The following is a 12,731-nucleotide window of genomic DNA, read 5'->3' as shown; positions in this document are numbered from 1 at the left end:
TAGCCCCTGGAATAAACACGATCAGAAAGCGTAATTTACGCCAACGCCCGCATAGTGGAAGCGGTCGTTTTTACCCTCGTCATGGTTTTCCCATTCATAGGCGTATTCAAGCGTCATGGATAAACCGTTATTGAAGTTATAGGCGTACTGCATACCCAGGCGGTTGAAATTATGTCCTTCACGCTCGGGATCGTCCCGCCAGTCCCAGTTCGACCAGCGATCGAGCCCCAGTCGTGTGTAAGGCGTTAAGGTGGTCTGGCCTAACGAAATTGGCAGATAGGCACGAATTTCCTGGGTGGAGAATTCTCCGTTATTGCGGGAACCGTCCATGTTGAACCCGCGTTCTAAATAGTAATTCACTTTAGCAGCAAAGGTGTCGTTAATGGTCCAGGTAAAGCCCGTTTCGGTTTCGACGCGGCTGTCTGAATAGCCGGTTTTTTCCAGATCGTTAGCAAACTGATACATGGCAAACCAGCCGCCAAAACGCCAGTCGTCGGTTAATTTTATATCCCAGTCAGGCTGAATTTTGTAGCGCTGCATATTAGCGCTGCCGTCTCTGGCGCCGTGTTCATCTTTAAAGTGGTAGCCATAATTACGGAAGCCTCCGGTCAGACCGAACGTAAAATCATCTGTTCCGATAAAGCGATAGCGTAATTCAAATTCAGGACGATCGAAATAGGTGCCACGGGTCATGCTGCTATAATCAACCGGCCCTTCCTGATACATCGCCAGCGAAATAGTCCAGGCATCCCAGGTCGCATTAAACCACACGGAAGGTTCATATAACCCGTCTTTATCCTCCCCCTGGCCTTCGACGTTTTCTATTTCATACATCGCGCCAATATTAAATTCCCACTTTTTAGCGCTTTCTGTTGCGTGTGCGCAGCTAACCCCTGCGCACAGCACGAGCGCAGCACTTTTTAGTAGAGTACCCATCAAATATTCCCTTTATAAGTAACAAACAAAAAAACCGGAAATGGGTATTTCCGGCGAACACCTTTCTTATCTAATAGCCGCTTCGGTTTCAGCGTCGAAGAAATGGCACTTATTCATATCGAACTGGATGCCGATATTATCCCCAGCGGCATAATCATTCGCAGCGCCAGCACGAACAACCAGCTCATGACCGCCAACGGTGGCGTAGAGCATGAACTCCGCGCCGGTCAGTTCGGCTACGCTGACTTTCGCCTCGATATTTTTACCGCTGCTCTGCAGAGTGAGAATATCTTCCGGGCGGATCCCAAAGACCACGGCTTTGCGCTGATACCCTGCGGCATTCAGTGAAGCGAGCTTGTCTTCCGGGATCGCCAGACGCAGCGTTTCCGTAACGAAATAGCGGTCGTCGATAGCACCGCGAATGAAGTTCATGGCTGGCGATCCAATAAACCCTGCGACAAACATGTTTGCCGGTTCGTTGTAAACCTGCTTAGGTGCACCGACCTGCTGAATAATGCCGTCTTTTAAGATCACGATGCGGGTCGCCATCGTCATGGCTTCCGTCTGATCGTGGGTCACGTAAATCATGGTGGTGTTAAGCTTCTGATGCAGCTTGCTAATTTCAGCCCGCATCTGCACGCGAAGCTTGGCATCGAGGTTTGAGAGCGGTTCATCCATCAGGAACACGCCCGCCTCACGTACGATCGCCCTGCCTAACGCCACGCGCTGGCGCTGGCCGCCGGACAGCGCGCCGGGTTTACGCTTTAGGTATTCACGTAATCCGAGGATCTGTGCCGCCCAGTTAACGCGCTCTTCGATAACCGCAGGCGCAATTTTTTGCATCTTCAGGCCGAACGCCATGTTGTCGTAGACCGTCATATGCGGATAAAGCGCATAGTTCTGGAATACCATGGCGATATCGCGTGACTTGGCGGGCACATCGTTCATACAAACGCCGTCAATCACCAGTTCGCCAGCGGAGATCTCCTCCAGACCGGCGATCATGCGCAGCGTCGTGGATTTACCGCAGCCTGAAGGCCCGACGAAGACGATGAACTCCTTGTCTTCGATTTCGAGATTGAAATCCTTAACCACGTGGACCTGGTTATCATAGATTTTCTGAATGTTTTTCAGAGACAGTTGAGCCATTGTTAATTCCTTATCAATACGTCCGGGATGCCCAAAACTCGGTAAGGCATTTCCAGGTCAGTTCCCGCGTTGAATGAAGCTGTAGTCCCGCATGGTTCAGGCCAGAACCCACCCCAACCGACAGCATGCCCGCCGCGTTGATCGCCGCTACGCCTGCAGGTGCATCTTCGATGCCCATGGCCTCTTCAGGACGCACATTCAGGCCAGCACAGGCTGCAAGGAAGATCTCCGGATCTGGCTTTGAGCGGCGAATACGGGAAGCATCGGCGCAATAATCGAAGGCCTGATAAATGCCCAGCGCGTGCAGGATCCCAGGGGCATTCAGGGAAACGGAGGCGAGTCCAGTTTTGACGTTCGCTTTACGTATATCCGTCAGCACGTCACGAATACCCGGAAGCAGTGAATCTTCCGTCAGCGACGCCAGAGACTGGACATAAAGCGCGTTTTTTTTCGTCGCCAGCGCGAGGCACTGCTCATCGCTAAACATCCCCTCTTTCCCGCCATGCTTCAGGATGCGCTGAAGGGAATCCATGCGGCTAATTCCCTTCAGCTGTTCATTAAACACTTCGTCGAAGGTGATGCCGATTTCGTCAGCCACTGCACGCCAGGCCAGAAAATGGAGGTGTGCGGTATTGGTGATAACACCGTCCAGATCGAATACAACAGCCTTAAGCGTCATGGCGCCCCTCCGTGGTAGCGGTCCCATTTACAGGTGCAAGAAAATCCTTATAAGCGCATACCTTGCGCACCGATACGCGTAGCGTCTTGCCCCACAGCGTCAGAGTGACAGGTGTCGTCGTTTCAATGGTTAACACCTCATTTTCATAGGTGAAGTGCAGCGTTGCGTTCCGCCAGCGCAGGGGGAAAGCAAGCCTTCGCCAGTGGGCAGGCAGGCTGGGCGCAAGGTGTAGCTCCCCTTCCACAATCTGCATACCTGCAAATCCCTGAATGACGCCGGACCAGATAGCGCCGGTCGCTGCGGCATGAATACCGTCATCGCAGCTGTGTGGATCGTCCCCAAGGTCAATGGCGACGCCATCACGCCAGAAGGCGTATGCACCTTCGGTGTCACCACAGCGGGCGGTCACAATGCCGTGTATGGCCTTACTCAGCGAAGAGTCATGGATCGTGCGGGGCTCGTAGAAAGCCAGATTGGCGGCACATTGCTGTGGGGTAAACCGCTCCGGCAAGAGGTAGGTAAGCATTACCACATCAGCCTGCTTCAGGATCTGCATGTCGTTTACTTCCGCGCGGGAGTAATCGAGCAGAATGGTCTGCTTCCCTGCTTTTGCTTTATAGCGGCTGAGATCAATGGCTGGTTTCGCCATGAAGGTATCATCCTGCGGGATCACACCGTCTGAATTGGCCTCCGGCAGCCATAAGCGCGTCAGGAACCGCGTGGCATTCTCCGTAAAACGCGCATCTTCACGCCCAAACTGCGCCATAAACCGGCGAGCGCAGGCGACGTTGTGCCAGGCCAGATAGTTGGTATACGCGTTGTTATTCACATGCTCGGTATATTCGTCAGGTCCGATGACGTCATGGATTTCGAGGCGACCATTGATTTCCGTGGCGCGGCCCATCCAGAACGCAGCAGTTTCCATCAGCAGCGTCAGGCCTTCATTTCGCATAAAGGCATCATCGTGTGTCGCCTGCCAGTAAGCGACGACGGCCCAGGCAATGTCCGCCACGATGTGGTGTTCTGCCAGCGCGGAGGCCACCTTCTGGCGCATGCCGGTTCGGATGTTGATAGCCGCGAACTCCGGCGTTTCCTCTTTGCCGCTCGAGGCGCTCTCCCACGGGAAAAGTGCGCCCGGCCAGCCGTTGCGGCGGGCTTTTTCCCGGGCCCCGGCCAGGTTAAGCCAGCGATAGCGCAGAAGATTGCGGGCCACCTGAGGACGGGTGAAAAGATGGAAAGGCAGCAGGAATATTTCGGTATCCCAGAAGACGTGTCCTTTATACCCCTCGCCGGTCAATCCCTTAGCGGCAATGCTGCTTCGATCATCATGGGCGGGCGTCATGGTGGTCAGATGCCAGACGGCATAGTCCAGCGCCATCTGATCGTCAGGAGCAGCAGAAGCCACTTCCACCCGGGCGTTACGCCATACGTCTTCCCATGCGCAGGATGAACTCTCCAGCAGCGAGGCATACCCCCTTGCCGCACAAACCTTGAGATCCGCCAGCGCCCTTCGCGCGAACGACTCCTGCGAAAGGGCTTTATCGCTGCGATGGGCAACCCAGACAATCTTATCCAGAGTGACAGTGTCACCTTGCGGTATCGTCAGGCAATAGTGCGCAGAGACCCGACGATTTTTGGCGGTGAAGCAGCTGTCGCTCTTCGCAGAGAGCTGACAAAACGCCGAAACAACAACTTCCGACGCCCGGTTCTGCGTTTCATACACGCCCTGCATATAGTGCTGGTCGAACACCCTGACGGAAATTTCATCCAGATGCTGCCGGCCGGTATTGGTTTGTGTCGCATCAATGCCGGTTTTCATCACCACCTGTGAGGCAGCATCAAGCGGGGTGATCGCAAGCTGCATGGCCACCAGCGGCAGCTGATCCAGAGAGACAAAACGGCGACTCTCCAGTCGATAGCGTTTCCCGTCGGGCGAGCGCCAGATGACGCTGCGACGAAGTTCGCCATTAGCAAACGCCAGCTCGCGCTGCCACTCGAGAATGTCCCCCGACAGAAGGGTAAAATTTACCCCGTCCAGCTCAACCTCAATACCGGTGATATCGGGCAAATTGACCAGCTCAGTGGTCTCGTTGCGACCAGCACGATGATACAGACCCGCAAGATACATGCCTCGGGTTTGCTGGGTGTAATCCTCTTCATGCGCAGCGCGGATCCCCATGTAGCCATTACCGCAGGCCATGATGGAGGCGTATTTATTCAGACTGTGCGGACAAAAGCCCGGGTCGGTTAATACAGACACGTTTAGCATAACGTCACGCTTCCCCCTGTTTCTGCTGATTCATACAGCGCGGCGACAAGCTGCTGGATAATCAGCCCCTGCTCCGCATCAGCGATCATGACGGGCTCTCCCTGCACATGGCGCACGAAGGCATCCATACTGCGCAGGTGGCGTTGGTCGTCAGCCTCTTCGCGCTGGGTAAGAGTGTGTAAAACACCAGCTTCGTCGTTGTAGATGTGCGCCGGGAACAGCGTGGCACCCGCCTTTTCTCCACAGAATGCGACGTTCATGATCGATTGCTCGCGGATATTGAGCGCAAACGACGTGTCCAGACGCAGAATGCCGCCGTTGCAAAATTCAATCGTGCCAAACAGAGCATCTTCCACGGTAAACTGCGTGGGATCCCATGCGCCAAACTGACCGCTGCTTTTACGGTTGCCCAGCCTCTGATAGCTATGCGCGGTCACCCGTTTTACCGCCGGGAACCCCAGAACATACATTGCGGCATCAAGCATATGGATGCCGATATCAATCAGCGGACCACCGCCCTGTAGCGATTTATTGGTAAAAACGCCCCACCCTGGCACACCGCAGCGACGCAGCGCCTGCGCTGACGTGAAGTAAATTTCTCCGAGCGTTCCGTTCATTACCGCATCGCGCAGCAGCTGAGTATCCAGGGCAAAACGATGGTGAAAATCATACGCCAGCACTTTTCCTGCCTTGCGCGCAGCCAGGCGCATCCGATCGGCCTCCTGCGGCGTCATAGCAGGCGGTTTTTCACACATCACATGGCAGCCTGCTTCCAGCGCTGCCATGACGTGCTCGAAATGAAACCGGTTAGGCGAACAGACGCTCACCGCATCCGGCTTAACCGCCTCGAGCATTTCTCGCGCATCCTTCCATGCCGAGGGAATACCATGACGTTCCGCAAACGCCCGAGCCTGTTCAGGGTGGCTGTCCATGACAGCCACCATCTGAACATCACTGCGCGTGGCGTAATACGAGGCGTGCACTTTATCCGCGACCTGCCCGGCGCCAATGATGGCGACGCGCAGAGGCGAAGGTGTAGAAGCACTCATCACGCTCGTCATCCTTAGCATTTACGCAGATAAGTGAGCGAATCCCGGTATGCCTGAGCCGGATCATCGGCGCGAACACGGCACTCATATACCACGTAACCCTGATAGTTATCCGCACGCAGCTGATCGAACAGGCTGGCAAAATCGAGGCTGCCGCTGCCCGGCTGGTAGCGGTGATTATCGGCGATGTGCACATGGCCAAGCAGATCGCGGTTCCGATGCAGCGCATCCGTCAGCGAGTCTTCTTCGATGTTCATATGATAGAAATCGCCGATGATCTGCACATGCTTCAGGCCGTTCTCTTCGATGTATCGACGCGCGTCTGCCAGGGTATTAATCATATGATCCTGATAGCGGTTCAGCGGCTCCAGATAGACGGTGGTTCCGGTGCGCGCTGCCACCTCATCCAGCCAGCGCAGCGAAGCACTCACCGCTTTGCGGTCGCCTTCAAGGCTGCGTGGAGAGGTCATTGGCGGCAAACGGAAGGTAAACATTCCCCAGGCTGCAGGCACAATAATGCCCTTGCCGCCCACTTCGGCCAGGGCTTCCAGAATGCGTTCAATCTGGGCTAAACCGTTCAGACGACGCTCTTCGATAAAGTCACCGATCCAGCCATCGTATCCACCGCAGGCCGTCGTCACTGGCAGACCAGTGGCTTTGATGGCCGCTTTCACCTCGGCGAGGTTTTCCACCAGCAGCTTGCCGTCAATTTCGTAGCCATCAAAACCCATCGCTTTGATGTACTCGAATTTCTCCATGATATTGACCGGGAAAAAGCCCTGGTTCTGTGTTGCGATTTTCATGATTTGCTCTCCTTAGCTTAAAAAGTGACGCCCATTTTGATGCTCAGTTCCGGATGCTGGTCCACATATTTCATGTAGCTTTCAGCGCTGGTGGTGAAGGTCACGACCGGGTCGATCAGATCTTCACAATTGAGATAACCGTTCATCAGCAGTTCCCAGCAGGTCTCTTCGATACGCTTGCGGCTCCAGCGCGGATAGTCCGGGTTTGGTTCGCTGCAGGCGCGGGAGAAGACAATCTTCGCATTATTGAAATGCGCTTCACGGCCGAGGTTAAAGCCTTCAGCGAACGGTTTCGCGAAGGCTACGTAGGAGATGGTGCCGCCGTAGGCGAGCCCGCGCAGCGCGGACTGCAGCGCATCGGCAAAACCACTGGTTTCGATGATCACGTCCGCGCCCTGCTTGCCGGTCAGCTTTTTGATTTCCAGGCCGACATCGGTGCCGATTGGGTTCAGGCAGTGGTCCGCGCCGTGACGACGGGCGATCTCGCAGCGGTGTTCGATTGGATCAACGCCGATAACCACTGACGCACCGGCTTTTTTAGCCAGCTGAATCGCAATCTGCCCGATTGCTCCCAGACCGACCACGACGACAAAGTCGCCCACGCGGACGTTGGCATCACGCACGCCGCTCATGGCGAACTGCGCCGGATCGTAGCAGACGGCGTTCTTCCAGGACGCGCCCTGCGGCATTTTACGCAGCTTATAGTTGTTCACCGCGTTGACGATGACCGTTTCCTGCAACGGGCCGTAGCAGCAGACAAGATCGCCGATCTGGTAATCCGTCACGTCCGCACCGCATTCAATAATGTCGCCAACAACCATGTTACCCAGCTGGAACTTACCGAACTCAATACCGCGCGCTGCGCCCTCTTCACGCGGCGTGAACATCTGCCACTCTGCGTTGAATTCTTCATCAATAAACGGGCTGGCGGCGCGGAAATCCACCACTTCTGTACCGTGTTTCGGCGCGCCAAAACGGGCGCGAATTTTTACTTCATGGACTGCAACCGGACGATCTTCATATTCCACCAGCGCCGCCACGCGTGGCGCTGTCGCAACTAATTTTTTCATGACTGACTCCTTGTTAATATTGGCCGCCTCAGCCCTTCACGCCACCGGCGGTCAAACCACTTTTAATAAACCGTTCAGACAGGGCGTACATGATGACCACCGGAAGCGCCGTCACCAGCGATGCCGCCATCATGCGACCCCAGATATAATCTGGCGTGCTAAAGAGCGTATTCAGCCCGACCGGCAAGGTGAAATTGCCAGAGCTGGACAGGAAAATTGACGCAAACAGGTAGTCGTTCCACGCCACCATAAAGCAGTAGACAAACACCGATACGAGCCCTGAGATCGCAAGCGGGACGGTGATGCGAAAGATGATTTGCAGGCGGTTGAGGCCGTCCATCATCGCGGCTTCTTCGATTTCGTCCGGGATGGTGTCGAAATAGCTGCGCAGCATGAACACCGCTGTCGGCAATGTCTGGGTCACCATGGTGACGATCAGCGCCAGCTCGGTGTCGTAGATCCCGAGGGCAGTGATGATTTTGAACAGCGGCACCACCAGCAAGATCCCGGAGAACATATAGACGGTGTAGAAGCTTGCATTGATCGTCGTGCGTCCTTTAAAACGCAGTTTGGACAAGGCATAAGCGCCCAGCGTGCCGAGAAATACGGCAATCACCGAGGAGGTCAGCGATACCACCATGCTGTTTTTGAAGTAATCCACAAACGGGAAGATCAGCGGGTTAAAGATGTCGATGTAATGCTGCAGCGTCCACTCCTGGGGCAGAATGGTCGGATGGAGCGAGATTGCCTCTTTCGCACTCTTAAACGACGTCATTAGCATCACGAAGAACGGGAACAGCGTGATAACCAGAAACACCGCCAGCCCCAGATAAAAACCAATACGGCTCAGTACGCGTTTATTTGTTGCCATTGAGGTTTACCCTTTTTCTGGTCAGCAGAATCACCGCGAAGATGATCACGAACAGCACGACGGAGATCGCCGCAGCTTTACCCAGGTCATTGAAAGCGAATGCGGTTTTGTAGAGGTAGACGCCCAAAATATCGACCTTAGTAGTCAACAGGTAGACATCCGCAAACATGTAGAACATCCAGATAGTGCGGAGCGTCACCACCGTTGCCAGCACCGGCATAATCGCGGGCAGCGTAACGATTCGAAAACGCTGCCAGGCATTCGCGCCGTCCATTTCCGCCGCTTCATACAGGGATTTATCAATGGTCTGTAAAATCGCCAGGAATGAGATAAACGCGTACGGGAAGTAACGCCAGATGGCGAACAGCACCACCAGTACAAAACTGCTGCCAGGATTGTCGAACCACAGGGGCGTCTGGTCATAAAGATGCAGCAGGTCAACGCCCAGATAGTTCACGATGCCGTAGCCGTTGTTGAACATGTATTTCCATGCAAACACCAGCGAAATGGACGGGGTGACGTAGGATAAAATCACCAGTGAACGTGCCGTTTTCCGCAGACGAAACTCCCGGTTAAAGAAGATGGCGACGGCAAGCCCCAGCCCGGTACTGCCGAGCACGACTAGCGCGGTGTACCAGAACGTCATCCACAGCGAGTGCCAGAAGGCGGCATCGCTGAGGATGCGAATGTAATTATCCAGCCCGACAAACACAGCGCTAATGCGCGGGTTAAGCGGCAGTCGTAAGAAACTGATTTCAATATTGGAAATCATTGGCCAGGCCACCAGGCCCACCAGCAAAATCAGGCTGGGGGCCAACAGCAGCATGGCGAAAGGCATATCTGAACGACCAGAAAACAACGTCTTCATAATTTCCTTCCGCAGAGCGCTCCTATCGTTGTGAAATAAGATCAGTCAGTCGCTTCTGGCTGCTGCTTAACGTTGTATTAAGGTCCTTCTGCCCCACCGTGACGTTATGCACCATGGAACTGATAATGCCGGAGCCCGTTACATCGCCCATGCGGGTGAAGTTTTTATCCCCAACCGCGCCAAATACCTGCACGTTCGGGAACTGCGCAATCAGTTCATAAGGCAGTTGCCCAAACGCTTTAATCACGTCGTTGTTTTTCCAGGCATCGGTGCCCACCACTAGCTTGTTCACCGGCAGTGCCGCGCCAGGCGACATCATGACCCAGTCCGTCGCGTTTTGAGCCTGTTCCATCCAGGTCACAAACTTCTCGGCCGCTTCGGTCTCCTCTTCAGTTTGTCCGGTGGTGATCGTCAGGGAGGTGATCATGCCGTACACCGCCGATGACTTTTCAGTCGGGACAACGAAGCCCAGGTTAGAGGGGTTTCCGTCCTTGTAGACGGCAGGCAGGATGTAGGTGGAGTAAACCGCCATAGGCGCTGAACCGTTCATGAAGGCGTCTTTGATCTCCATGACATCGTTTGAACCCGGCATGGTGGTCGCGGCCAGCGCTTTATAAAACGCCAGGGCTTTTGCCATTTCCGGGGTATCGATATCGACGTTCCCTTTGGCATCAAACACGTTTGCGCCGCCGGAAAGCGCAAACTGAGAGAACGACTGCTCGGTCATCACGCTTTCAGCTGTCGGCAGCGCGATGCCGTAATGCTTTTTAGCCGGGTCGTTAAGGCGCTGGCTGGCTTGCAGTAGCTGTTCCCAGTTATGTGGCTCCTGAATGCCCGCCGCGGCCAGCACATCTTTGTGATACCAGACGCCGGAAAGCCAGGCGCTGACCGGCACGCCCGTCCAGGCTGAACCGTCTTCCGTACGAACAACACGCAAGATGCCGTCATAGAAAGTGTTTTCGCCCACCGCTTTAATGGCTTCGCCGATAGCTTTGCGATCCAGCAGCTGTTCCTTGTCCATTACTTTTGCGTAGTCATGGCTGACCTCAATCACTTCAGGCAGCGCGCCGGTTCTCGCCAGCGTAATCACCTTGGTATTGTAGGCATCCTCTTCCACCGGTACCTGTTTTACCGTGATGCCAGGATTCTCTTTCTCGAACTTTTCGATCAGCTTCGTGATAACCGCCTGACGCTCCTGCTCGACTGATGAGTGCATAAACTCAATAGTGACAGCGGACTTTTTGTCATCCTTACAGCCTGATAACAAAGCGCACGAAACCAGTGCTGAAATCAGCACAATTCTGGGCATTTTCATTTTTAAGGTCCTTTTTAGTTTTCTTTAATCCACAACACCTGCCATGGATGTAGGGTCAGCGTTTTATCTGTAATAACTTCTCCTGAAATCAAATCCGTTCCGGATTGAATATCGGAACCCACCGTTTGAATGCCATCACTGAAATTAAACAGCGCCGTTATTTTCTCGCCACAATCCGCCACGCGAACGATTTTTAAAACATGTTCACCTGACGCACTAAAATAAGCCTGACTGTCAGGGTGGAATGCTTTTTCCGCACGTCGCAGCGCGATTAACTGGCTTAACGCACAATAGACCTGATAACGCAGACTGCTTTTATCTTCAAGCGCACTATCAATTTGTCCTGCGGTATATTTCTCGCGATTTATCGCACGGTTATATCCCAGGCGTTTAACACCTGTATAATCATTACGGGAGCCGAGAATACTCTGGATATAAACAGCAGGCACGCCGGGGAAGCTTAAGAGGACGGCATGCGCCAGAATAAACCGGGCAATGCGTTCGCTATCATGACTTTCTCGCGTACTCAAAGCATCCAGATAGGTCACATTAATTTCATACGGGCTTCGTGTGCCATCCGGGTTATTTTTCCAGTTAACCAACGCACCTTCAGCCTGAAGTTTTTCCACAAGCGAGAGGATTTCCGACTCGGGTAAAATTCCGCGTAACGGATTCAGACCAATCCCGTCATGCGAGGCCAGGAAGTTAAACCAGGTCGTTTTCGTAGAAGGCAACGTCAGCGACGTCGCCCACTGGCTCAGCGTACGGACGTCCTGAGAATGCACCGCGTGCAGCACCAGCGGCGGCAAAGAGAATTGATAAACCATCTGCGCTTCATTTTCACCGTCACCGAAGTAAGCAACGTTATCTTTATGCGGAACATTCGTCTCGGTGATAAGCACCGTGCCCGGGGCGACAGCCTCGGTAATGGCGCGGAAAAGCTGGATGAGCTGATGGGTTTGCTTAAGATGGATGCAGGTTGTTCCGGGTATTTTCCACATGAAGCCCACAGCATCCAGACGAATGTATCGCGCCCCTTCAATTAGGTAATGCAGCAGCACGTCCACCATCGCAATCAGTACCTGCGGGGAGGCGAAGTTGAGATCAACCTGGTCCTCGCTGAAGGTGGTCCACAGGTGTCGCACGCTGCCGTCATGCAGCGTGAAAGGCGTAAGAAGCGGTAAAGCACGCGGACGCGTCACCGCGGATAAATCTGTTTCAGGATCGACAGAAATAAAGAAATCGCTATACCCAGGAATTTGCTTCAGGTAATTAGCGAACCATTTACTTTTGGCTGACATATGGTTACAGACGAAATCAAACATTAAACTGGCTGACTTTTTTAATTCGGCAACGTCTCGCCACGTTCCGGTTTCCGGTGCAACCTCATGATAATCAATAACAGAAAACCCGTCGTCCGAAGACCATGGATAAAAAGGCAAGAGATGGACATGAGAAAAAGAATGAGAAAGCCACCTGTTATAAAAACGTGTAAAAACAGGCAGCGCCTTCTCCCCTTTCGCTGAAAACTGATCGGCATAGGTGATCAGGACAACGTCTTTTTCATCCCAACCCGTTTTACGTTTTTCCGTAATAACAGAAGCGGCCTTTTCAATATTTTCCAGAAGCACATTAAGATGGGCTTCAGAAAACGTTTCTCCGTAAACAAAATTAATGATCTCTTTAATTTTTGTATCCATTTCATTTTCCATGGTAGCGGTC

At 53.7% G+C, this 12,731-nt stretch carries 11 protein-coding genes; all 11 read right to left on the bottom strand.

Annotated elements, in window-relative coordinates; translation table 11 throughout:
- Positions 1-21: 21 nt before the first annotated feature.
- A complete protein-coding gene (locus AC4IBF_RS09725) occupies positions 22-936 on the bottom strand; it encodes an OmpG family monomeric porin (RefSeq protein WP_252093069.1) in 915 nt (304 codons plus the stop codon).
- A 66-nt stretch (positions 937-1,002) separates the two neighbouring features.
- Positions 1,003-2,085 carry an ABC transporter ATP-binding protein gene (locus AC4IBF_RS09720; protein ID WP_115875346.1) on the bottom strand — a complete coding sequence of 361 codons (1,083 nt, stop codon included), beginning with the start codon at positions 2,083-2,085 and terminating at the stop codon, positions 1,003-1,005.
- 13 nt (positions 2,086-2,098) lie between these two features.
- Positions 2,099-2,764: a beta-phosphoglucomutase gene (pgmB, locus tag AC4IBF_RS09715; RefSeq protein ID WP_252093070.1), complete on the bottom strand. Its 666-nt coding sequence runs from the start codon at positions 2,762-2,764 to the stop codon at positions 2,099-2,101.
- Positions 2,754-5,033, bottom strand: a complete 2,280-nt coding sequence (locus AC4IBF_RS09710; protein ID WP_325849243.1) for a glycoside hydrolase family 65 protein — start codon at positions 5,031-5,033, stop codon at positions 2,754-2,756. Before AC4IBF_RS09710 ends, pgmB begins: the two co-directional genes overlap by 11 nt.
- Positions 5,027-6,085, bottom strand: a complete 1,059-nt coding sequence (gene ycjS / locus AC4IBF_RS09705) for a D-glucoside 3-dehydrogenase (protein ID WP_252093072.1) — start codon at positions 6,083-6,085, stop codon at positions 5,027-5,029. Before ycjS ends, AC4IBF_RS09710 begins: the two co-directional genes overlap by 7 nt.
- 11 nt (positions 6,086-6,096) lie before the next feature.
- The gene (gene ycjR / locus AC4IBF_RS09700; RefSeq protein WP_252093073.1) at positions 6,097-6,885 is read right to left on the bottom strand and encodes a 3-dehydro-D-guloside 4-epimerase; all 789 of its coding nucleotides are present in this window, start codon (positions 6,883-6,885) and stop codon (positions 6,097-6,099) included.
- A gap of 17 nt (positions 6,886-6,902) precedes the next feature.
- Positions 6,903-7,955, bottom strand: coding sequence for a D-guloside 3-dehydrogenase (ycjQ, locus tag AC4IBF_RS09695; protein ID WP_115875353.1), 1,053 nt, complete (start codon positions 7,953-7,955; stop codon positions 6,903-6,905).
- A gap of 28 nt (positions 7,956-7,983) precedes the next feature.
- Positions 7,984-8,826 (bottom strand): carbohydrate ABC transporter permease, encoded by an 843-nt coding sequence (locus tag AC4IBF_RS09690; protein WP_136194966.1) that lies wholly within the window; start codon positions 8,824-8,826, stop codon positions 7,984-7,986.
- Positions 8,813-9,694, bottom strand: coding sequence for a carbohydrate ABC transporter permease (locus AC4IBF_RS09685; RefSeq protein WP_248174390.1), 882 nt, complete (start codon positions 9,692-9,694; stop codon positions 8,813-8,815). The genes AC4IBF_RS09690 and AC4IBF_RS09685 overlap by 14 nt, the downstream gene beginning before the upstream one ends.
- A 22-nt stretch (positions 9,695-9,716) precedes the next feature.
- A complete protein-coding gene (locus AC4IBF_RS09680) occupies positions 9,717-11,009 on the bottom strand; it encodes an ABC transporter substrate-binding protein (RefSeq protein WP_133294559.1) in 1,293 nt (430 codons plus the stop codon).
- A gap of 14 nt (positions 11,010-11,023) precedes the next feature.
- Positions 11,024-12,721 carry a sugar phosphorylase gene (locus AC4IBF_RS09675; RefSeq protein WP_276533077.1) on the bottom strand — a complete coding sequence of 566 codons (1,698 nt, stop codon included), beginning with the start codon at positions 12,719-12,721 and terminating at the stop codon, positions 11,024-11,026.
- Between the last annotated feature and the right edge of the window lie 10 nt (positions 12,722-12,731).

Source organism: Enterobacter sp. Taxon_8, from assembly GCF_058354585.1.
This window is presented reverse-complemented; position numbering and strand designations above follow the sequence as displayed.